Source organism: Streptomyces sp. NPDC045968 (assembly GCF_056430475.1).
On sequence record NZ_JBWKLF010000009.1, the window covers coordinates 128,418 to 149,792 of the forward strand.

At 70.5% G+C, this 21,375-nt stretch carries 16 protein-coding genes, 1 tRNA gene and 1 pseudogene; 4 read left to right on the forward strand and 14 right to left on the reverse strand.

Translation table 11 applies throughout. The annotated features are described in order from the left end of the window. Positions 1-65: 65 nt before the first annotated feature. The 3 genes from AC07FA_RS25375 to AC07FA_RS25385 are packed head-to-tail and all read right to left on the reverse strand — an operon-like array spanning position 66 to position 2,958. A complete protein-coding gene (locus tag AC07FA_RS25375) occupies positions 66-893 on the reverse strand; it encodes an ABC transporter ATP-binding protein (RefSeq protein ID WP_479078471.1) in 828 nt (275 codons plus the stop codon). Beyond that, positions 890-1,969, reverse strand: a complete 1,080-nt coding sequence (locus tag AC07FA_RS25380) for a FecCD family ABC transporter permease (RefSeq protein ID WP_479078473.1) — start codon at positions 1,967-1,969, stop codon at positions 890-892. The genes AC07FA_RS25375 and AC07FA_RS25380 overlap by 4 nt, the downstream gene beginning before the upstream one ends. Further along, a complete protein-coding gene (locus tag AC07FA_RS25385) occupies positions 1,966-2,958 on the reverse strand; it encodes a FecCD family ABC transporter permease (RefSeq protein ID WP_479078793.1) in 993 nt (330 codons plus the stop codon). Before AC07FA_RS25385 ends, AC07FA_RS25380 begins: the two co-directional genes overlap by 4 nt. A gap of 186 nt (positions 2,959-3,144) precedes the next feature. Between AC07FA_RS25385 and AC07FA_RS25390 the strand changes: the two genes are divergently transcribed. Together AC07FA_RS25390 and AC07FA_RS25395 are read left to right on the forward strand one after the other, a co-directional pair. Next, positions 3,145-4,026, forward strand: coding sequence for a (2Fe-2S)-binding protein (locus tag AC07FA_RS25390; protein WP_479078474.1), 882 nt, complete (start codon positions 3,145-3,147; stop codon positions 4,024-4,026). Positions 4,027-4,254: 228 nt separating this feature from the next. After that, the gene (locus AC07FA_RS25395) at positions 4,255-4,689 is read left to right on the forward strand and encodes a hypothetical protein (RefSeq protein ID WP_479078476.1); all 435 of its coding nucleotides are present in this window, start codon (positions 4,255-4,257) and stop codon (positions 4,687-4,689) included. A 79-nt stretch (positions 4,690-4,768) separates the two neighbouring features. On the opposite strand, the gene AC07FA_RS25400 is transcribed toward AC07FA_RS25395, so the two are convergent. The 3 genes from AC07FA_RS25400 to AC07FA_RS25410 all read right to left on the reverse strand — a co-directional run bounded on the left by AC07FA_RS25400 (position 4,769) and on the right by AC07FA_RS25410 (position 5,952). Further along, positions 4,769-4,841 (reverse strand) — tRNA-Arg (locus AC07FA_RS25400). Between the two features lie 116 nt (positions 4,842-4,957). Further along, a complete protein-coding gene (locus tag AC07FA_RS25405) occupies positions 4,958-5,380 on the reverse strand; it encodes a hypothetical protein (RefSeq protein ID WP_479078477.1) in 423 nt (140 codons plus the stop codon). Between the two features lie 14 nt (positions 5,381-5,394). Beyond that, positions 5,395-5,952: an AMIN-like domain-containing (lipo)protein gene (locus AC07FA_RS25410; protein WP_479078478.1), complete on the reverse strand. Its 558-nt coding sequence runs from the start codon at positions 5,950-5,952 to the stop codon at positions 5,395-5,397. Between the two features lie 295 nt (positions 5,953-6,247). On the opposite strand from AC07FA_RS25410, the gene AC07FA_RS25415 reads away from it, so the two are divergent. After that, entirely contained in the window at positions 6,248-10,420 is a 4,173-nt protein-coding gene (locus AC07FA_RS25415) for a NocE (RefSeq protein WP_479078479.1), read from the forward strand. A gap of 63 nt (positions 10,421-10,483) precedes the next feature. Here the strand turns inward: AC07FA_RS25415 and AC07FA_RS25420 are convergent, their stop codons facing one another. The 8 genes and pseudogenes from AC07FA_RS25420 to AC07FA_RS25455 all read right to left on the reverse strand — a co-directional run bounded on the left by AC07FA_RS25420 (position 10,484) and on the right by AC07FA_RS25455 (position 19,782). Next, positions 10,484-11,173 (reverse strand): hypothetical protein, encoded by a 690-nt coding sequence (locus tag AC07FA_RS25420; protein WP_479078480.1) that lies wholly within the window; start codon positions 11,171-11,173, stop codon positions 10,484-10,486. Between the two features lie 121 nt (positions 11,174-11,294). Beyond that, positions 11,295-12,269 carry an RCC1 domain-containing protein gene (locus AC07FA_RS25425; RefSeq protein ID WP_479078481.1) on the reverse strand — a complete coding sequence of 325 codons (975 nt, stop codon included), beginning with the start codon at positions 12,267-12,269 and terminating at the stop codon, positions 11,295-11,297. Between the two features lie 82 nt (positions 12,270-12,351). Then, positions 12,352-13,335 (reverse strand): RCC1 domain-containing protein, encoded by a 984-nt coding sequence (locus AC07FA_RS25430; protein WP_479078483.1) that lies wholly within the window; start codon positions 13,333-13,335, stop codon positions 12,352-12,354. A gap of 101 nt (positions 13,336-13,436) precedes the next feature. Continuing rightward, positions 13,437-14,417, reverse strand: coding sequence for an RCC1 domain-containing protein (locus tag AC07FA_RS25435; RefSeq protein WP_479078485.1), 981 nt, complete (start codon positions 14,415-14,417; stop codon positions 13,437-13,439). 87 nt (positions 14,418-14,504) lie between these two features. Then, positions 14,505-15,485, reverse strand: coding sequence for a clavaminate synthase Cs1 (gene cs1 / locus AC07FA_RS25440; protein WP_479078487.1), 981 nt, complete (start codon positions 15,483-15,485; stop codon positions 14,505-14,507). Further along, positions 15,482-16,441: an agmatinase gene (gene speB, locus AC07FA_RS25445; protein WP_479078489.1), complete on the reverse strand. Its 960-nt coding sequence runs from the start codon at positions 16,439-16,441 to the stop codon at positions 15,482-15,484. Before speB ends, cs1 begins: the two co-directional genes overlap by 4 nt. 108 nt (positions 16,442-16,549) lie before the next feature. Continuing rightward, positions 16,550-18,061 (reverse strand): annotated as a pseudogene (locus AC07FA_RS25450) (asparagine synthase-related protein); the annotation flags it as partial. Positions 18,062-18,063: 2 nt separating this feature from the next. Then, the gene (locus tag AC07FA_RS25455) at positions 18,064-19,782 is read right to left on the reverse strand and encodes a thiamine pyrophosphate-binding protein (protein WP_479078491.1); all 1,719 of its coding nucleotides are present in this window, start codon (positions 19,780-19,782) and stop codon (positions 18,064-18,066) included. 264 nt (positions 19,783-20,046) lie between these two features. Here AC07FA_RS25455 and AC07FA_RS25460 point away from each other — a divergent pair, with 264 nt between their 5' ends. Further along, complete coding sequence (locus tag AC07FA_RS25460; RefSeq protein ID WP_479078492.1) at positions 20,047-21,342, forward strand: LysR family transcriptional regulator; 1,296 nt, start codon at positions 20,047-20,049, stop codon at positions 21,340-21,342. The last annotated feature ends 33 nt before the right edge of the window (positions 21,343-21,375 follow it).

Genomic DNA, 21,375 nt, shown 5'->3' on the forward strand with positions numbered 1-21,375 from the left:
GTCCTTGCTGTGAGCGGCGGTTGGAGTTCGTGCGGGTGCTGAGGGCCGGGGTGGGGCGCCCTCGCCTAGGCGAGGACGGCGGCGGTGTGCCGCGCCGACCTGTCCTTCGGGATGACGAGCGGGGTGCCGGTCTCGGGGTCGGGGATCACCCGGCAGTCCACGTCGAACACGGACTTGACCAGCTCCGCGTCGAGCACGTCGGCGGGGGCCCCGGCCGCGGCCAGCTTTCCGTCCTTGAGGACCACGAGGTGGTCCGCGTAGCGGGCGGCCTGTCCGAGGTCGTGCAGCACCATCACGACGGTGCGTCCCGCCTCGGCGTGCAGTTCGGCGACCAGGTCCAGCACGTCGAGCTGATGGCGCAGGTCCAGGAAGGTGGTCGGCTCGTCCAGCAGCAGCAGTTCGGTGTCCTGGGCCAGGGCGAGCGCGATCCAGGCGCGCTGCCGCTGGCCGCCGGAGAGCTGGTCCACCGGCTGGTCGCGCAGCGATGTCGTGCCGGTACGCGCCAGCGCCTCGTCCACCGCCGTCTGGTCGGCCTCCGACCAGGGGCTCAGGAACCGCTGGTGCGGATAGCGGCCGAGGCGGACCAGCGCCTCGACGGTGATCGAGTCCGGGGTGACCGGCTGCTGCGGAAGCAGACCCATCCGGCGTGCCAGCGCTCGCGCGGACATCCGGTGGATGTCCGCGCCGTCCAGGGCGACGCTGCCGCCGGACGGGGCCAGCAGCCGGGTGAGCCCGCGCAGCAGGGTGGACTTGCCGCAGGCGTTGGGCCCGACGATGGCGGTGATCGCGCCACCGGGCAGGGCCAGGTCGAGGCCGGCGATGACGACGCGCTCCCCGTACCGCAGGTCGAGGCCGTGCGTGGACAGCTGGTTCGTGGCGATCGGTCGGCTCATGCGTCACTCCGGTTGACGGGCCTGCTCTGGCGGATCATCAGGACGAGGAGCCAGGGGGCGCCGAGCGTGGCGGTGACCACCCCGACCGGCAGCCCGCTCACGGGCAGCAGGTGCTGTACGACGAGGTCGGCGGCGAGGAGCAGCACGGCACCGCCCAGCCCGGTGAGGACCAGCGTCCCGGCGGTCGGCGGCCCGGCGACGAACCGCACCAGATGCGGTACGGCCAGCGCGACGAAGGCGACGGGGCCGGTGAGGGCGGCGGCCAGCGAGGCCAGGGTGACGGCGGTGACGAGGAGTTGGAGCCGGGCGGCGTCGGTGTTGAGGCCGAGGCCGCCCGCCGAGTCGTCGCCGAGGTCCAGGACGGCCAGCTTCCGGTGCAGCGCGAAGGCGGCGCCGAGCGCCACGGCCATCGCGGCGCCGGCCGCCCAGACCTCCGTCCACGTCCGGCCGTACAGCGAGCCGGTGGTCCACTGGAGGGCCGAGTTGGCGAGCTCGGCCGGGAAGCGTACGACCATGAGGTTCACGGCCGCGGCGAGCCCGGCCTGTACGGCGAGCCCGACGAGCACCAGCCGGGCGACGGAGACCCCCGACCGCCAGCCGAACACCCCGAGGAGCAGCGCGGCCAGCAGTCCGCCGCCGAGTGCCGCCACCGGGATCAGGGTCTGCGAGGTGCCCGTGGCGAGCAGCACGACCGCGCCGAACGAGGCGCCGCCCGTCACCCCCATCACGTCCGGCGAGGCGAGCGGGTTGCGGAACAGCCGCTGGAGCATGGCGCCCGCCACCCCGAGCCCGGTCCCGGCGAAGAGCGCCGCGACCATCCGGGGCGCGCGGAACTCCTGCACCACGAGCACATCGGCCGGATCGCCGAGCCCGATCAGGGCCCGCAGCGCGACGGACGCGGGCAGCCGCAGCTGTCCGGTGGTCACGGCGAGCGTCACCAGCACGCACAGGAGGGCGACGGAGCAGCCCCCGAGCAGCAGGGTCCGGCGCCGTTGCCGGGCCCGTGCCCCGCCGGTCCCGGGGAGCGCGGAGGTCTTCCGGCCGCTGTGCCGGTCGCGTACGGCCGTGTCGTTCATCGGGCCACCTTCCGGGCCAGCACCGCGAGCAGCGGCGCACCGAGGAAGGCGCTGACGATGCCGACCTCCAGCTCGGACGGGCGTACGACGACCCGTCCCAGGACGTCGGCGGCGAGCAGCAGCAGCGGGCCCGCGATCAGACAGCCGGGCACCAGCAGCCGGTGGTCGGAGCCGATGGCGAGTCGTACGAGGTGGGGCGCGGCGAGTCCGATGAAGGCGACGGGCCCGGCCACCGCGACCGCGGAACCGGCGAGCAGCACCACCGCGATCCCGCCGGCCAGCCGTATGCGGCCCACCGGGACCCCGAGCGCCTGGGCCGAATCGTCGCCCAGGGCAAGGGTGTTGAGGGCCGATGTGATGGCCAGGGCGAGGACCAGCCCGAGCACCAGCGTCGGCAGGACCGGCCACAGCACGTCGAGGGTGCGCCCGGACAGCGAACCGGCCAGCCAGAACCGGGCCTCGTCCAGCGTGCGCGAACTGGCCAGCATCACGGCCTGCGTCCAGGACAGCAGCACCATCTGGATCACCACACCGCCGAGCGCCAGCCGTACGGGGTCGATGTCCCCCGACCGCCGGGCGAGCGCCTGCGCGAGGAGCCCGGCGGCAGCGGCCCCGGCGAAGGCGAACCACACGTACTCGACGGGCCTGGTGAGATGCAGCGCGTAGATCGCGACGACCACGGCGAAGCCCGCGCCCGCGTTGATACCGAGCGTGGTCGGCGAGGCGAGCGGGTTACGGGTGATTCCCTGGGCCACGGCTCCGGCCACGCCGAGCGCGGCACCGACCACGACGGCGACGACGGTACGGGGGAGCCGGAGCCCGGTCACCACGATCGCGTCGCGTCCGTGGGCGTCGTGGAAGAGCGCGTCCAGGACGGTGGACAGCGGAACAGAACGCGAACCCACGGCGAGGCTCAACGCGACACAGACTGCCAACGCCCCTAAGCCGGCCAGGAGTAGAGGGGCTCTCAGTAGCGACGGGCCCGACAGGCCAACCTGCTCTTTCTTGGACACGTGAGGAGATTTTAGGTTAGGCAATCCTAAGGTTGTCAATCAGCTGTGGGGCTCGACTTGGTCACGACGGCGACACGCAGGGTGTGCGCGAAGACGGCAATCGTGGATAAGGTGAGCCTTACCTTGCCCTCGAAGTCGTGTGTTGTCGTCCAAGGAGTGCCGATGACCGTGGCCCCGGCCGCCCCGCCGACCGGCTCCACCGCGCCGAGCGCCATCCCTCTCGCCGCCACCTACCGACGCCTCGCCGCGCACTGCGGGACGCTGCGGGTGTCGATCATCACGCCGGAGGCGGCGCGCCCCCAACGCGGCCCCACCGCATACCAATTGGCAACGGACCCGCATCACCTCACCGCCTTCGTCGAGGCGGAGTCGGCGCGCATCCGCGCCCGCCACGACCACGAGCCCCGCCCCGATGTGGCAGCGTCCCGCGCCCTGCACGACTACCTCTGGGCGGTCTGCCTGCTCATGGGCGGTGCCTGGCACCTGGAGCGCCGCGTTCCGCGGGTGCGCCCCGGCGACGTACAAGTCGACCTGGCCACAGGCGTGTTGCACATCACGCCTGGTACGTTCGCCTGCCTCCCCGACGACCCGGCCGCGGGCCTCCCCGGCACCCGGGTGCTGGCGGACGAGGAAGCCCTGCGCACCGAACTGCGCGCCGCGGTCGCCGACCACGTGGGCCCCCTGCTGACCGCGATGGCACCCCGACTGAGGCGCGGCCCGCGCGCCTTGTGGGGCATGGCCGGGGACGATCTCGTCTCCGCCCTCTGGTACCTCGGCCGCGTGCTCGGCCAGGAGGAGGAGGCGCTACGGGCAGCCGAGGCGCTCCTGCCCGGCCCCCTCGCCCCGTTCCCGGCCGGCGCGGCCTTCCGCGACCTCACCACCCGGGACGGAACCCGCCACCCGACCCGCACCCGGCTGGGCTGCTGCCTCTACTACACGATCCGCCCCGCGGAGGCCTGCATCACCTGCCCCCGCACCTGCGACAAGGAACGCCTGCGCAGGCTGGAGGACGACCCGCTCGGCCCCGTCGACCCGCTCTCGTAAGAGGGCGGTCGCGGATGCTCCGTAGCGTGGTGCGCTACGGAGCATCCGCGAGTTCGCCGGTCAGCGGCTCGCCTGCACGGCCATGCTGCTGTCGGCCCCGCGTGCAGACGGTCGTACGATCCGGGCGAAGGGCGTCGCCCCGTGCGGACGATCCCGTTCCGCTACTGCCCGGAGGGTGTGGCAAAGTACCGGAGCCCGTCTGGATTCGACCTCGCAGGAGTACCCCCAGTGAACGGAAAGCGCCGCCGACTGCTGTTGGCCGCCATCGACCCCATGCTCGAACCCGGGGAGCAGGTGGAGGTGGTGACCATCGTGAACCTGAGCTCCGTCTCCGTGCGCCGGACAGCGGCGTTCGCGACAGCCTCGGCGATCATGAGCGGCGGCGGAATGGCCGTGGTGCCGGTGCCGACCCCCATGTACCTGGGAATGACCGACCGCCGCATCTTCATCTTCCGGGCGAACCCGACGTTCGCCCGGCCGGAAGAGCACCTGATGACGATCCCGCGCGCAGGCCTCGTACGCACCGAGATCAAGGAGCGCCTGCTCAACTCGTCGTTCGTGGTCTCCTCGCCGGACAACGAGCAGGGCCTGAAGATCATCTTCCCCCTGATCGGCCGCAAGGACCGGAACGCGATAGCGGCCGTCCTGCCCGTGGCGGGCTGACCTCCGCCGTCTCGGCGGAACACGCGCGGGGCCCCTTCCACGGCATGCGTGGAAGGGGCCCCGAACTGCTATTTCTCTGTGCCCCCGGCAGGATTCGAACCTGCGACACCCGCTTTAGGAGAGCGGTGCTCTATCCCCTGAGCTACGAAGGCGGGGTTCTGTCGCCGTAAGTGTAGCGGGTGGTCTCCGGTCCGCCGGGCTGCCGGTGGCTCAGTGCCTCGCCGACGACCCAGGGGCCGGACGCATGGCTCTCCTCGCGCGTTGATGGTCAGGCGTCGACGACGTTGCCGTACTCGCCCGCCCGGGTGACGCCGTCCTTGGATGCCCAGATGTGCACCCGGACCGGTGTGCCTTCCGCGACGCTGCGGTCGCAGAGGGTCGCGCCCGTGGTGGAGGTGTCGTCGAAGCAGACGCCGCCGGTGTTGTGCCAGACGCCCGAGGAGTCCCGGTACTGCAGCTGGACACGGGTGCCCCAGCCGTCTCCCGCGATGTCCTCCGCCCACAGCTTCTCGCCGTAGGGCTCCAGGGTGCCGTTTCCGCCCAGCTTGGTGGCGCCGCTCCAGGTGTTCCACCAGGAGGCCGACGAGAGGCCGCCGGCGGATGCCGTGCCGGCGCCGACGGTGGACATGAGGCCGAAGGCGGCGGCGCTCGCGGCGGCGACGACGAGGGACCGGTTGAGGGCGAGCTTCATGCGGGTGCTCCCTTTCAGTGGTTGATGTCGACCACGAGGCGGTTCGGGGCCGTGAGCTTGAAGATCTTGTACGAGGAGTAGTCGCCCAGCGCGAGGCCGATGTGGAAGGCCCGCGCCTCGGGGTCGTAGATGTCGGTGCGGCCCTGGCCCTTGAGGCTGGGGAAGTCGTACGTGGCGTAGCTCGGGCTCGTGTACACGACCGTGGAGGTGTTGAAGTCGAACGTGGTCGCCGGGGACAGGTAGATCTTCAGGTACTCCTTGCCCTGGATCGGCACCACGTGTTCGTTCGTCTCGTCTCCGCAGCACGTCAGCGGGGTCGTCTGGGTGCTCGTCGTCCACTGGGGGATCGTGCCCTCACCCAGGTCGATCACGAAGCGGTCGAAGTCGGGGTGGGTCGCGGCACGGACGCCGAGTACGCAGATCCCCTGGCAGTCCGGAGCGACGGAGGCGGCGGAGGCGGCGGCCGGCGCTTCGGGAGCGGCGGCCTGGGCCTGCGGCGCGGCTACGAGCAGGGTGCCGGCCGCGAACGCGACGGCCGAAGCCCAGAGGCGGGCGTGTGCCGTGAGAGCCATGTGAAGTCCCTTCCCCAATCCCCAATTTGTCCCGTGACAGTAGATACACGGGGGGCGGAAATTGACCTGCCCATGATCATTAGGCCGGATCTCGCCGTGATCACCTGCGGGCTTGCGTCAAAGATGTCCGGAAGCAGTTCCCTGGCCCAACGGCGGTGCAACGGGCGGGACATCAGGGAGAGGTGGGAGAGAGACCGCAGGTGTGCACTGACCCGTGGCGGCCCTCGTGCGCCGCCGGGCCGGGGCCTCCACAGGTGTGTGCTCCGGCTCCTGCCGAGCAGAGTAGGAACGCACCTTGAAACGAAGTATCAGACAGCGGCGGGCGCGGGGGCCGGTGGTCGTCGCGACCGCGGTCGCGCTCCTGGCGACACTGCCTTCGCAGGCCGCTGCCGTAGATCCCAAGATCCCGGACGGCGCCGCCCAGGGGTGGTCGGCCGACCAGGCGCGCAAGGCCGCCAAGGAAGGCGAGCGGCCCGCCGCCGCCATCTCCCCGGATCGGCGCGCCGCGGTGCAGGGCAAGGGGTACGCCACCTCCAAGGACGTGGCCTGGACGACCTCCGGTGACGCGGAGGGCTTCCACGTGCTCGTGGCCGACGCGGCCAAGGGGTACGAGTGGAAGACCGCCGCCACCCTGGCGGAGCCCGGCTTCGAGGCCGACGCCTGGATCGGGAACGCCTGCGTCTCCGAATCCGGGAAGCTGGCGGCGGTGGCCTACGCTCCCCGTACCTTCACCAACAAGCCCGAACTGATGGTCCGCGGGGCGTTCACCGCCGTCGTGGACCTGGAGTCGGGGAAGGTCACCAAGCTTCCGTACCAGGCGGCACTGGCGTACTTCTCGCCCGGTTGCGGTACGGGTGAGGAGGCGGTCTTCACCCAGCTCTCCCACGACGGGGACAAGCAGTCCGGAACCCGTCTCGTCTCCGTCGACCTCGCCAGTGGCAAGGCCGAGAAGCCGGTGCTGTTCGGGGGGCAGGTGACCTCCGCGGTGCCGACGGCGCAGGGCATCGTGGCCGCCGACGGCGGACGGCTGGTCCGGATCGGCAAGGACAACAAGAAGAAGACGATCGCCCGCACGACCGGCATCCCCTTCCAGCTGCGGGCCGACGCCGACGGCGGCGTCACGTACATCGAACGGATTCCCGGCTCCGCGAAGAAGAAGTCCGACGAGGGCGACAGCCGGGCCCGGCGGGTGAGCGCCCAGCAGATCAGGAACGGGGGCGCGAAGCCGGCCACGCTGGTCCGCGGTGGTCTGGCGGACTGGGACCTGGCGTCCTCCGCCGACGGCACCGTGTACGTCACCGGCGAGGCCAAGACCGAGGGCAAGCTGCCGGGCAGCGTCAAGAACCGGGGCGACCTGGCGAAGGACGCCCGGATCTCGACCCTCGGCAAGGCTGCCGTGGACAGCGCCTGGGCGACGGGGAAGAAGGCTCCCCTGCGCGCCGCGGCCGAGGGCGAGGCCATCACGGTCCGGACCGAGCTGCGCATGCTCGACACCGGGAAGACGGCGGCGCTCGAGGCACTGCCGGGCGGCAAGCCGCTCGGCGGCGTGAAGGAGCAGGCCTCGGGGACCGCCACCTCTCCGGCGCTGCTCGGCGGCGCGAAGGCCGCCAAGGCTTCGAAGGCGTCGAAGACCACCACCTCGGCGAGCGCTTCCAGCGCTTCGGCCGCCACGGTGCTCGCCGGTTCGCCCACCGACCCGGTCGAGGCCGAGCGCACCTGCGCCGTGCCGCGCAACGACATCCGCAAGCAGGCGTTCCAGCCGACTCCGCGACAGGTGGAGTGGGCCGTGAACCAGACGGTCGCCGGCACGCTGAACAAGCACGTATCCCGTGCGGCCAACTGGAAGAACACGGGCATGTCGGCCTACCAGCCGCAGTCCCTGTTCCCGCTGGACCTGATGTACGGGGACACCAACGGCGTACCGGACCGTACCGACGACTGGCACATCCCCTCGCAGGTGCTGCTCGGTATCACCGCGCAGGAATCCAACATGTGGCAGGCCACCCGCTTCGCGGTACCGGGTGTCACCGCCAACTCCCTGATCGGCAACTACTACGGCGTCGAGTACGCCGCGGACGGCGACCAGACCGACCCGTGGCTCATCAACTGGGCCAAGGCCGACTGTGGTTACGGCATCGCCCAGGTCACCGACGGCATGCGCCTCGCCGACCAGGGCGTCAAGCTGAGCAAGACCCAGCAGGAGGCCATCGCGCTGGACTACACGGCGAACATCGCCGCCGGTGCGAACATCCTCATCGAGAAGTGGAACCAGACCGCGAAGACCGGGCTGACCGTCAACAACGGCCACCCGCGCTACATCGAGAACTGGTTCTTCGCCCTGTGGGCCTACAACTCGGGCTTCTACGAGAAGGGCGGCGACCCGGCGGGCGGTGACGACCACTGGGGTGTCGGCTTCACCAACAACCCGGCCAACCCGATCTGGAAGTACAACCGGACCCCGTTCCTGGAGAACTCCTCCGGTGGGGACGACTACTCGCAGGCCGCGAATCCGCAGCACTGGCCGTACCAGGAGAAGGTCATCGGCTGGGCCGCCCGGCCCATCGCCGCGCTGTTCGGACCCGGTGACATCCAGGCCGGATACCGCCCCGCGTGGTGGAGCAGCAACAGCTACCGTACGACCGCGAAGCCGCCGATCGACCTGTTCTGCACCATGGAGAACAACGACTGCTACTCCGGCCGCATCGGTGACGGTGACTCCAACGACACCGGCCAGGGTGCCTGCACCCTCGACGAGGGCAACGACGACACCAACCCGCACTGGCTGCACTGTTGGTGGAACACATCGGTGGGGTGGAAGGACTGCACCCTCCTCGCGATGTGCGGCAACGCGATCCATCGCTTCAACGACACCTATGTCGAACAACCTGACGCGAACTCCTACCCGCCGCAGTGCGGGATGGGTGGTCTGCCGCTCGGGTCCCTGATCGTCGACGACATCCCCCGCGGACAGGAACCGGCGGGCAGTGCGAACAGAACCTGCGGACAATCCGCGTCGGCGGGGACGTTCCAGTTCACCTTCAACGGGTGGAACGGCGGTTACCCAGCCAAGATGGACCTGCACCAGATCGGGGCGGGCGACGACAACCACTTCTGGTTCTCGCACACCCGGGACAAGACCACGACCGACGGCAACCGGCTCTTCACCACGGGCAAGTGGACCCTCGGTGAGTCGGCCATCGGCTGGAGCAGGGTCCTGGTCCACATGCCCGACCACGGCGCACACACCCGCCAGGCGGCGTATGTCGTGGGCGGTACGGACTCGACGTCGACGGTCCGCGTGGTGCCCCAGCGCACCCGTGAGAACCGCTGGGTGAGCCTGGGTGTCTTCCGCTTCACCGGCACGCCCACGGTCTCCCTGTCGACCCACACCGTGGACGGCGTCGGCGAGGAGGACGTGGCCTGGGACTCGGTCGCGTTCCAGAAGCTGCCCGGCAAGCCCAAGCACCAGATCGTGGCCATGGGCGACTCCTTCTCCTCCGGCGAGGGTGCCTCCGACGGCAACGCGGACTACTACAAGGAGACCAACTACCGGGACTCCCTGAACGAGGACACCCGCAACGCCTGCCACCGTTCCAAGAAGACGTGGTCGCGCCAGGCCAAGACACCGGGGGCGTTCTCGTCCGTCGGTGAGATGGCGGACAGCTGGGACGCGGGCATGGACTACCACCTGATCGCCTGCTCCGGGGCCCGCACCTACAACATCTGGAAGGACCCGGAGAACGGCGAACTGCCGCAACTCCAGAAGGGGTATCTGGACCAGAACACCTCGCTGGTCACCATCTCCATCGGTGGTAACGACTCCCGCTTCGCCGACGTCATCCAGAAGTGCCTGGTCTCGTACGGATCGGGCAGCTGCGAGACGAAGGCGTTCGAGTCGCACGAGCCGAAGATCGACCGTGACGTCAACGGCGACGGCACGGTCGAGACCAACCGGGACGGCCCCTACCAGGGGCGCCAGATGCAGGAGGCACTGCCGCTCCTCATCACCCAGATCGTGAAGGAGGACATCGGCGCGGTCCTGGACCGGATTCACGCCAAGGCCCCCAACGCCAAGATCATGCTCATGGGTTACCCCAAGCTGATCTCCGGTGACGCCAGCTGTCTGCGGCTCGGCCCGCTCGGACTCTCCAAGGAGTCCAACGACTGGCTCAACTTCATCGCCACGCACCTCACCAGTGAGATGAAGGACGCCGCGCTGAGGGCCAGGTCCCGGGGCATCGACGCCCGGTTCTCCGACCCCACGACGAACTTCGAGGGCAAGGGAGTCTGCGGTGACCCGGAGAGCATTCACGGCATGGTCAAGACCCTGACCGACAGCGACAACACGATCAAGGACTGGCCGATTCTGAGCTCGTACGGCCTTTCGGCACAGTCCTTCCACCCGAAGATCGGGGGCGCCCGGCTGTACGCGGACGCCATGGAGTGGACGATCGACGGCTGGGTCTAGCGTCACGGAACACCTGAGTGAGTGAGCCGGCCGGGGAGAGGTCCCCGGCCGGCTTTCGTATGCCTACGTGCCGGGGACGGCGTGGTAGCCCGCGTTCAGCGTCCACTCGAACAGCGTGCCCCCGCGCTTCCGGAGGGCGTCCAGGGTGACGTCGGAGGGCTCCGAGACGCAGCGGCTGTAGATCGTCCGGCCCGTCGCACATGGTTCCGGGTGTTTCAGCTTCTCGTTGTCGCCGGTCACGTCCCAGGAGAGCTGCTCCCCTCCCGTACGGCTCGCGAGCGACGGCCGGTAGGCGTGCGGGCTCTCGTAGGTCTTCTCGTCGTAGTAGCGCAGAGCCCCCCGGACCGACTCCTCGTTCCAGACGGTGGGGGTCTTCATCGTCCGCAGCTCCCGCAGCACCTCCTGGACCGGGCGGTCCACGACGAAGTACAGATGCAGCCGCATCCGGCAGCTCATGGCGGGCTGCTTCTGGGGATTCGGGTCGAGGTGGTCCTTGCCGCCGCCCCGTACACACGTGTCCACCACGGTGGTACGCAGGGCAGGGCCCCAAGGGGACGCCGTGCCGATCTCCTCGGCACGGGCCCGCAGTTCGCGCTCGGCGCGCTCCCGCTTCTGCCGGACCTCCTCCGAGGTGGCGATCCCCTTGAGCTTGCTCTGACTCGGGCCTCCGGAGCAGGCGCCGACCCCGGCCAGCAGGAAGACGAAGAGCAGGGACGCGGCCTGGCCGGACCGTCGGCGTAAGCGTGAAGTCATGGAACGAGTCTCCTACAGGGCCGGAACATGACAGGCCGGAACTTGGCAGGACGGAACATGGCAGGACGGCGGAGCGGCTTCGTGGCCGGTCCGCCGTCCTGGGCTCGGGGTGGGACGTCCGTTACTTGAGGGCGAGGCTGTGGTTCGACCCGGCGGAGATCGCGGTCACACCCGATGTCGCGGCGGACGGCACGGAGTTGCTGCCGGGAGCGGTGCCGCCCCACGCGATGACCTTGCCGTTCTTCAGCGCGAGGCTGTGGGAGTCGGCGGCGGCGATGGCGGTCACGCCCGACTGGGCGTCGGTCGGCACGGCGACGTGGTCGCTGTCGCCCCAGGCGATGACCTTGCCGCTCTTGAGGGCCAGGCTCTGCCCGAACCCGGCCGCGATGGCGGTCACTCCGGTGGTGGCCGCCGTAGGCACGGTGTTCTGGCCGAAGTAGTTGTCACCGCCCCAGGCGATGACCTTGCCGTTCTTGAGGGCCAGGATGTGGGAGTGCCCGGCGGAGATGGCGGTCACGCCGGACTGGGCCTCCACCGGCACGTTGAGCTGGCCGCCCAGGTTGGAGCCGCCCCAGGCGATGACCTTGCCGTTCTTCAGAGCGAGGCTGACGTCGCCGTCGGCGGCGATGGCCGTCACGCCGGACTGGGCCTCGACCGGGACGTTCAGCTGGCCGCGGGCGTTGCTGCCCCAGGCGATGACCTTGCCGGCCTTGAGCGCGAGGCTGTGGTCGTATCCGCCCGCGACGGAGGTGACCCCGGACTGGGCCTCGGTGGGGACGTAGATCTTGTTGGTGGTGCAGTCGGTGACCTGCCAGCAGATCCAGGTGCCCCACATGAGGACCTTGCCGTTCTTGACCGCGAGGCTGTGGTAGTCGCCGCCGTCGATGGCGGAGACCCCCGACTGCGCCTCGGTGGGGACGGTGGCCTCGCCCCAGTTGTTCTCGCCCGCGGCCCAGGCCAGGACGGTGCCGGTCGCGGCGGCGTTACCCGCTGTCGCGTGGACGGGCGCGGCGCCCAGGGTGATCAGCAGGCCCGCCCCGACAGCTGCCGCCAGGCGCAGCGGAGAGCGGGTACGGGTCTGCGAGGTGCTCGGCATGACAGTTCCTTGGAGTTCGAAGAGATGTGGTGAGGAAGAGATGTGGTGAGTGGGTCCGGCGACCCGGGACGGAGTACGTCCTCTACTTGAGGGCCAGACTGTGGTCGGAGCCGGCGGCGATGGCGGTGACGCCCGATGTGGCGGCGGACGGCACGGAGGGGCTGCCGGGAAGGCCGTTGCCGCCCCACGCGATGACCTTGCCGTTCTTGAGCGCGAGGCTGTGGAACGAGGAGGCCGCGATGGCGGTCACGCCCGACTGGGCTTCGGTCGGCACGGTGGAACGGCCGTTCCGGTTGTCGCCCCAGGCGATGACCTGACCGTTCTTGAGGGCCACGCTCTGCCCGAACCCGGCCGCGACGGCGGTCACTCCGGTGGTGGCCGCCGTGGGCACGTTGTTCTGACCGAAGTAGTTGTCACCGCCCCACGCGATGACCTTGCCGTCCTTGACCGCCAGATTGTGCGAGTGTCCCGCGGAGATGGCGGTCACGCCGGACTGGGCCTCCACCGGCACGTTGAGCTGGCCGCCCAGGTTGGAGCCGCCCCAGGCGATGACCTTGCCGTTCTTCAGGGCCAGGCTGACGTCGCCGTCGGCGGCGATGGCCGTCACGCCGGACTGGGCCTCGACCGGGACGTTCAGCTGGCCGCGGGCGTTGCTGCCCCAGGCGATGACCTTGCCGGCCTTGAGCGCGAGGCTGTGGTCGTATCCGCCCGCGACGGAGGTGACCCCGGACTGGGCCTCGGTGGGGACGTAGATCTTGTTGGTGGTGCAGTCGGTGACCTGCCAGCAGATCCAGGTGCCCCACATGAGGACCTTGCCGTTCTTGACCGCCAGGCTGTGGTAGTCGCCGCCGTCGATGGCGGAGACCCCCGACTGCGCCTCGGTGGGGACGGTGGCCTCGCCCCAGTTGTTCTCGCCGACGGCCCAGGCCAGGACGGTGCCGGTCGCGGCGGCGTTACCGGCCGTCGCGTGGACGGGCGCGGCGCCCAGGGTGATCAGCAGGCCCGCCCCGACAGCTGCCGCCAGGCGCAGCGGAGAGCGGGTACGGGTCTGCGAGGTGCTCGGCATGACAGTTCCTTGGAGTTCGAAGAGATGCGGTGAGTGGGAGGGCCCGCGCGGGCCGGCCGGTCCGGAGGCCGGGCCCGCCGACCCGGGACCGAGCACGTCCTCTACTTGAGGACCAAGGCGTGACCCGACCCGGAGGAGATCGCGGTCACTCCCGAGGTGGCGGCGGCCGGGACATGGGTGGCGCCGGGGTAGGAGCCGCCGCCCCAGGCGAGGACCTTGCCGTTCTTCAGCGCGAGCGTGTGGCCCCCGCCGACGCCGATGGCGCTCACCCCCGACTGGGCCTCGGTCGGCACGTTGATGCGGTTGTACCGGGAGTCACCCCAGGCGATGACCTTGCCGTCCTTGAGCGCCACGCTGTGGTACAGCCCGGCCCCGACGGCGCTCACGCCGCTGGTGGCCTCGGCGGGGACGTCATTGATCCCCCAGTGGTTTTCACCGCCCCAGGCGATGGCTCGGCCGTTCGTGACCGCCAGGTTCTGGAACTCCCCGACGGATATGCCTGTCACGCCCGACTGGGCGTCGGCCGGCACGTCGAGCTCGCCGTAGAGGTTCGAGCCGCCCCAGGCGATGACTTTGCCGTTCTTGATCGCCAGACTGCGGTCACGGCCGGCGGCTATGGCGCTCACGCCGGACAACGCCTCGGCCGGGACGTTCAGCTGGCCTCGGGCGTTGCTGCCCCAGGCGATCACCTTGCCGTCCTTGAGCGCGAGGCTGTGGGCCTTTCCACCGGCGACCGCGGTCACGCCGGACTGGGCCTCGGCGGGCACATAGATGCTGTTGGTGGTGCAGTCGGGGACTTGCCAGCAGCTCCAGGTGCCCCACATGAGGACCTTGCCGTTCTTGACGGCGAGGCTGTGTTCTTCGCCGCCGTCGATGGCTGTCACCCCCGAGAGTGCCTCGGCGGGGACGGAGGCCTCCCCCCAGTTGTTCTCCCCGCCGAACGCGAGCACGGTGCCCGTGGCCGCCGGGGTGGCTGTATCGGCCGTCGCGTGGACGGGCGCGGCGCCCAGGGCGATCAGCAGGCCCGCCCCGACGGTGGCCGCCAGGCGCATCGAGAGGCGCGGGCGCGAAGTGCTCGACATGGCAAGGTCCTTGTCAGATAGGGATGATCAGGAAGCGGCAAAGGCCGGCCCCGGTAAAGGGGCCGGCCCGTCCCGTGGGGGTATGGGTCAGCGGCGAGGGCTGAACGAGATCACGTCGCCGGCCCGCTCGCCGCCGGAGAGCTGGCCGTTGCGGTCGGTGCGGATGTAGACACGGTGCAGCCACCGGTCCTTGCCGTCCCACCGCGGCGAGAACGGCGTACGGGCGTGTGTCGTACGGAAGTTGTCGATGATGAGTACGTCACCCGGGATCAGGCTGACTTCCTCGGTCACCTCGTCGAGAGCCGCGGACAGCGCCGCCACGGCTTCCTTGTCCGCGGGGTCCTCGGGGGCGAGGAGCTCACGGTCGTACCCCAGCAGCGGGTCCTTCTCGTCGCCGTACAGCGGCTTGACCTGGGCGATCGCTCCCGGGTCCTCCACTCCACCGCGGAAGGCCACGTCCACGCAGCACGGCATCTTGCGCTCGAAGAGGTGCGCGCGCACCTCGTCCGAGAGCAGCGGCAGCGCCTTGCGGACCGAACCGACGAGGGTCTTGGCCTTGCGCTCGTGGTCGGCACGGGAGCAGGCGAGCATCACGTAGTTGGGCTGGAGGACGTGGTACGCCATCTCCGTGTGGAACTCCAGCAGCGTCTCGGAGGTCTCCGAGGACAGGTGATGGGCGCCCGGCGACGGGTACACGTCGTGGTAGACGGTGCCCGAGCGGAGCTCCTGGTAGCCCGTGTGGAGTCCGAGCCTGCGCCCGACGAGCGCGAGCATCGCCTCCATGGTCAGCAGCCCGCGGTCCACCGGGGCCGGGGTGCTGGTCGGGGTGGCGGGCAGCGCGTCGCCCTGGTCCACCGGCAGTCCGCGCAGCAGCAGGTAGCCGTCGTGGTTGCCGTGGGCGTTGAACTCGTCGAGCGCGGCGCCCAGGTGCTCGGGCAGCTCCACCGAGTGCTTCTTCGCGGTGTCCAGGAACTCGTACAGGTCGGCGCGCGGGACCTTCGGCAGGCGCGCGGCGAGCGAGCGGAGCTGTTCGCCGTCCCGTGTGCAGTCGATGATCGGATCGGTCATGGTGCGTTGTCTCCTTCGCTTCTGGGGCGATGGGCGCGGGCGTACTGGTAGAGCAGCTCCGCGCCGATCTCGGTGGCCAGGACGGAGGTGATCCCCGCGTGGTCGTAGAGCGGGGAGACCTCCATGACGTCGAAGCCGACCGGTTTGAGGTCCCCGATGCAGCGCAGCAGCGCGAGGACTTCGCGGGAGGTCAGTCCCCCCGGGGCCGGGGTGCCGGTGCCGGGGGCGAACGCGGGGTCCAGTACGTCGATGTCCACCGAGACGTACACAGGACGCTTGCCGACCCGCTCGCGGACGAGGTCGGCCGTCCGGGCCACGGGGTTGTCGGCGAACTCGTCGGCGGTGACGATCCGGACGCCGTGCCCGCGGGCGTAGTCGAGCGAGTCCGGCTTCGGGTTGTGGCCGCGGATGCCGATCTGGACCATCGCCGACGGGTCGACGATCTTCTCGTCGATGGCGTGGCGGAACGGCGTCCCGTGGTGGAACTCGCCGCCGTAGAACGCCGGATTGGTGTCGGAGTGCGCGTCCAGGTGCACCACGGCCACCGGACCGTGCTGGTCCGCGACCGCCCGCAGTGCCGCCAGGGTCAGCGAGTGGTCGCCGCCGAGCATCAGGAACGCCGCGTTGTCCGCCAGCACCGCCTTGAGGTGCTGTTCGGCCGTCTCCATGGCGATGTGCATGTTGAACGGCGTCAGGTCGATGTCACCGGCGTCCGCGCACCTGATGAGATCGAAGGTCCCCGGGCCCCGGTCGATGCCGACGCCGTGGATGAGCCCCGACTCGGCACGGATGGCGCGCGGGCCGAAGCGGGCGCCCGGACGGTAGCTGGTGCCGCCGTCGTAGGGGGCGCCGATGACCACCACGTCGTAACCGCTCGGTTCCCTGTCGTGCGGGAGCCGCATGAACGTGGGGATCTGTGCGTAACGGGGTGAGACGTGCGAATCGATGCGCTGCACTGTTCACTCCCCTTCCGGAGCCGGCCGGTGACCGGGGACGGGCGCGGCGTGCAGTTGCGGTGAGCCCGCCGGCCGTCGCGAGGACGGCACGGAGCGGCGCTCCTTGAGCTGGTCCGCCACCTCACCGACCACGTCCCAGGTGGAGACGTGGTCCGGGTGCTCGCCGTTGACGACGGTGCGGTCGAACAGTTCCTGCACGACCTGCCGCTTGGCGCTGGGTATGGACTCCTCCGGTACGCCGTGCTCCGTGAGGATCAGGCTGAAGGCGGAAGTGGTGCCGGAACCCTCGTGCACACCGAGCTTGGGCCGGGTGACGGTCTCGTGCGGCAGCAGCTCGGCCATCGCGGCCCGCAGCACCCACTTGTCCCGTCCGTACCGGCGCTTGAGTCCGGCCTCCAGGGAGACCAGGTGGTCGAGCACCTCGCGGTCCCAGTAGGGGTGCGTGGTCCAGTGCCCGTACATCGTCGACAGCACCGGTGACATCTCGTTGAGACCGTCGAAGGTGGCCATGTCGTACGCCACCGCCGAGTCCAGGTCCGGCAGCCGGTCCTCGCGGTGCATTCCGGCGAGCGGGATGTCGGCCCCGTACCCGGTGAGGATGCGGCGCTGCGGTCCCTTGAGCGTCCCGTAGAGGGAGTTCAGGGGCAGCAGGTACTCGATGATGTCCGGGTCGAGCGACTCCGCGGACCAGATGGTGTGCGGCAGGCGGGCGAGCAGGTCCGAGGTCTGGAGCGTGATCTCGCGGTGCTGCGAGCCGAGGTGGTTCGCCACGACCCGTGCCTGCGGGAACTCGTCCGAGGTCTCGGTCCCCATCGACACCGTGTCCAGGGCGCCGGCGGCCCGGTGAGCGAGCGCCGCCACTCCGGAGGAGTCGATGCCGCCGGAGAGGACCACGAGCGGGGGCCCGTCCGGACCCAGCCGGGAGCGGACGGCGGTGTCCAGGACCTCGCGCAGCGACTGGACCGCCTCGTCCTCCTCGACGATGCGGCGGGACAGCGCCGGTGCCCACGTGCGGTGGGCGTCGGTGGTGCCGGTCTTGAGGTCGATGGCCAGCACCGTGCCGGCCGGCACCTGGTAGACGCCGGGCAGCCGCCGCACCCGACGGGCGGCCGGGACCGGCAGGCCCATCGGTCCGCCGTGTCTGGCCAGCGTCTTGGCCTCGGTCGAGGCGAAGACCTCGCCGCGGCCGGGCCGGATGTACAGCGGGACGGAACCGGCGTGGTCGGTCGCCAGGTAGACGCTCTGTCCGGTGGCGACGACTGCCGCGAACCGCCCGTTGACGAGGCGGAACGCGTGGATTCCGTACCGGTGGAACAGTTGGAGCAGCAGCTGCGCGTCGCCGGTGTCGGCGTCCGCGGAGGGGAGTACGGACCGGAGGTCGTCCCCGTTGTAGATCTCACCGACGGCCAGCACGGCGATGTCCGTGTCACGGGCGAGCGCGGGCTCGGGGGAGATGGCGGGGGCATGGACCAGCGACGCGGTGACGGTCTGCGTCTGCAGACTTTCCCGGACGCCGGTGCAGGTGCCCTGGGTGGCGTGGGCCGCACCGAGGACCCGGTCTCCGTCCAGATGGGCGGAGACCAGGAATCCGTAGGCGGCAGGAGACTCCTGCGCTGACATGATCAGATGCTCAGTGCCCCGAAGCCACCGGTCGTGAAGTCATAGTTGACCGGTACTTCGATGAGGAACGGGCGGCCCAGCTCGGCTCCCTTGCGCAGCGCGGCGAGCAGTTCCTCGCGCGAGGTCGCGCGGGCCGCTTCGACGCCGTTCGCCTCCGCGAGGGCGACGAAGTCGACGCTGCCGAACTTGACCGCCGGGTCGTGGCTGCGACGGTGGCCGAGGTTCTGGTAGAGCTCGATGAGACCGTTGGTGTCGTTGTTCACGACGACGGTGACGATCGGCAGGTTGAGGCGGGCGATGGTCTCCAGGTCGGCGCTGTTGGAGTGGAAACCGCCGTCGCCCGCGATGAGGAAGGTGGGCTCGCCGGGACGCGCCATCTGGGCGCCGATGGCCGCCGGGATGCCGTAGCCGAAGCTGGAGCAGCCGGCCGAGGTGAGGAAGCCGAAGGGCTGGTCGGCGCGGGCGAACAGCACTCCGTAGTGACGGAAGAAGCCGATGTCGGAGACGATCGTGCCGCGGCCGGCACCCGCCGTCTCGGCCATGACCTCGTTCATGGAGTCCATGACCTGGTGGACGCGCATGCCGTCCTCGTACTCGGTCGGGTCGGCGAGGAACTCCGCGATCCGCGCGCGCAGCGGGGCGATGTCGTGCCGGTCCTTCGCCGCGAGGTCGGCGGTGGCCGCGTCGACGTGCTCGACGAAGGCCAGCACGTCGGTGACGACGTCGATGGTCGGGCGGTAGACCCGCGGGATCGGGTTCGGGGTCGGGGAGATGCGTACGGTCTTCTTCTCCTGGCCGCGGGCCCACATCGAGGGCCGCAGGTCCTCGGCGTAGTCGTAGCCGACGGTGAGGACGACATCGACCGGGGCGAACAGCGTCTCCAGGGCCGGGAAGCCGAGGATGCCGTCCATGTAGCCGGTGACGGCGCCGTAGTTGAGCTCGTGCTCGTGGGGCAGCACGCCCTTGGCGATGTACGTCGTGATGACCGGGATGTTCAGCCGCTCGGCCAGGGCCCGGATGGCGTCGACCGCACCGGAGCGGATGGCCGCGGCACCGACGACCAGGACCGGGTGCTCGGCACCGCGCAGCAGCTCGACGGCCTCGTCGGCGGCGGTCTTCCAGTCGGCGTCGACCGTGCCGGTGGGCTTGGCCGGGGTGCGGGCGGGCGGGTTGTCCCCGAGGGTGATGCCCTCGCTGGAGCCCAGCAGGTCGACCGGGAGCGAGATGAAGGACGGGCCGACCGGCTCGGTCATGGCCGCCGACACCGCGGAGTCCACCAGGTCGGTGATCTCGGCGGGGCGCTCCAGCTCCACCGCGTACTTCGTCATCGGCTTCGCGATGGCGACCAGGTCGAGGCACTGGTGGGTGTCGTTGGGGAAGATGTCGTGGGACTCGGACTGGGCGGCCAGAGCGATGACCGGCGAGCGGTCCAGGACCGACGTGGCGATACCGGTGGAGAGGTTCGTCATTCCGGGGCCGAGCGTGGCCCAGCACGCCTGGGGGCGGCCGCTGATACGGGCGAGCACATCGGCGGCGACACCGGCGGTGAACTCGTGCCGGGTGAGCACGAACTCGATCCCCTCGACCTCGTCGAAGAGGATCGAGGCGGCCTCGCGGCCGACGACACCGAAGACCTTGTCCACACCGTGCTCGTGCAGCCGGGTCAGCAGTGCGTGGGCAGCCGTCGGTTCGTTCTTGGGGCCGGTCGATACGCGGGACATGGCACTCCTGGTCGTTCAGCGATGGGCAAGACCTGTGAACCGTGACGGTCGCCGCTCTTCGCCCGCTCTCTTCCAGATATCCGAGGAGGGGACGGAGAGAGGGCGGAGACGGGCGGGAGTGACGCGCCCCGAACTCTGATGCGGAAGCCTGCCCCTCAATCAAAAAGGATGTCCGCGGTGCCTTTTGAGCGAGTTTTGTCGTCCGTTCCCATTTCGCCGGCGCAGTTTCCCTTTTCCCGTGCGGACCTGCGGCTTCTGGACACGGTGGCGGGCTGCGGAGACCTCGCCGAGGTGGCCCGGAGGCTCGGTCTGCGACAGGGGTCGGTCGAGCGCCGGCTGGACCGGCTGGACAAGGACGTGGACCTGGCGCTGACCCGGCGCGGCTGTCATTCGGCCCAGCTGACATCGGCCGGTTCCCGACTGCTCGTGGCCGGACGCCGCTTCTACCGGCAGGTCGATCTGGCCGCCCGTACGGAGATATTCGGCAGCGGGCCGGAGGCTCTGGACGCCCCCGACGTGTTGTCGATCGCCTCCGCCGAACCGCTTCTGGAGGATGTGGTCGAGGACGCGTCGGCCACGCTGGGTGTGCTGCTGTCCATCAGCCACGACACCCCGCACGGGGCGTTGCGGCAGCTGGCCGACTTCTCCGTGGACGCCGTGCACACCTGGGGTTTCGACACCCCGCACGCCTCGGTCGACCGGGCGGTACGGGTGTACGACGTGCTCGACGACGCCCTGTGGGTCACCCTGCCGTCCGGTCACCGGCTGGCCGACCGGGACTCGCTCGCGCTGGCCGATCTGCTGGACGAGAACTGGGTGAGCGAGGCAGGGCCCGGCTCGGAGGCGCTGGTCGAGCGGGTCTTCCACGCCGCGGGTCTGCCCAAGCCGGCACGGCTCCAGGTGGCCGGGGCTTCGGTCGTGCGGGGCATGCTGCACCGGGGGGACGTCGTCGGCCTCGGATCGCCCACGGGTCCGGCGATGCACACCCCGAACCTGGTCCACCGGTCGGTCGTCGAGCGCCCCAGGCGCACCTGCGCGCTCGTCGTCGACCCGGCCGTGGTGCCGGGGGCGCTGGCCGAGCAGCTGGCCACCCTGCTCACGGCCCGGTATCTGGGGCGGTTCGCCGAGCACCACCAGGACATGCTGCGCGACCCCTGGTGGGCGCAGTGGTACGGGGCGCAGCTGGACCGGCAGGACGCGGACGGCGCCCGGCCCGCGCATACGTCACCGGAGCCGCCGTCGCCGCCGGAATCCGGGCAGCTCGATGTCGAGGATCTGCATCTGCTGCGCGCGGTCGCCCAGCACGGCAGCATCAACCGGGCCGCGGCGGTGCTCTCCATCAGCCAGTCCGCCCTGACCCGGCGGATCCACCGGCTGGAGTTCCGGCTGGGCGCCAGACTGCTGCTGCGCAGCTCCCGGGGGACCTCGCTGACGAGCTCCACCCGGCAGTTCCTGCGCCAACTGGACGCGTTCGAGACAGAGTTCCACGGGGCCGACGTCGCGGCCCGGCGAAGCACGGACCGGCCGGTGCCGCACCGCCGGTGGACGAAGGCGGGCTAGCGGGCGGGCGCCCGGGCGGGCTGGACGGCGGAC

Excerpts from the sequence above, each read along its gene's own strand:
- AC07FA_RS25375 (WP_479078471.1), bottom strand. The coding sequence starts at position 893 with ATGAGCCGACCGATCGCCACGAACCAGCTGTCCACGCACGGCCTCGAC.
- AC07FA_RS25380 (WP_479078473.1), bottom strand. The coding sequence starts at position 1,969 with ATGAACGACACGGCCGTACGCGACCGGCACAGCGGCCGGAAGACCTCC.
- AC07FA_RS25390 (WP_479078474.1), top strand. The coding sequence starts at position 3,145 with ATGACCGTGGCCCCGGCCGCCCCGCCGACCGGCTCCACCGCGCCGAGC.
- AC07FA_RS25405 (WP_479078477.1), bottom strand. The coding sequence starts at position 5,380 with ATGAAGCTCGCCCTCAACCGGTCCCTCGTCGTCGCCGCCGCGAGCGCC.
- AC07FA_RS25410 (WP_479078478.1), bottom strand. The coding sequence starts at position 5,952 with ATGGCTCTCACGGCACACGCCCGCCTCTGGGCTTCGGCCGTCGCGTTC.
- AC07FA_RS25420 (WP_479078480.1), bottom strand. The coding sequence starts at position 11,173 with ATGACTTCACGCTTACGCCGACGGTCCGGCCAGGCCGCGTCCCTGCTC.
- AC07FA_RS25425 (WP_479078481.1), bottom strand. The coding sequence starts at position 12,269 with ATGCCGAGCACCTCGCAGACCCGTACCCGCTCTCCGCTGCGCCTGGCG.
- AC07FA_RS25430 (WP_479078483.1), bottom strand. The coding sequence starts at position 13,335 with ATGCCGAGCACCTCGCAGACCCGTACCCGCTCTCCGCTGCGCCTGGCG.
- AC07FA_RS25435 (WP_479078485.1), bottom strand. The coding sequence starts at position 14,417 with ATGTCGAGCACTTCGCGCCCGCGCCTCTCGATGCGCCTGGCGGCCACC.
- cs1 (WP_479078487.1), bottom strand. The coding sequence starts at position 15,485 with ATGACCGATCCGATCATCGACTGCACACGGGACGGCGAACAGCTCCGC.
- AC07FA_RS25455 (WP_479078491.1), bottom strand. The coding sequence starts at position 19,782 with ATGTCCCGCGTATCGACCGGCCCCAAGAACGAACCGACGGCTGCCCAC.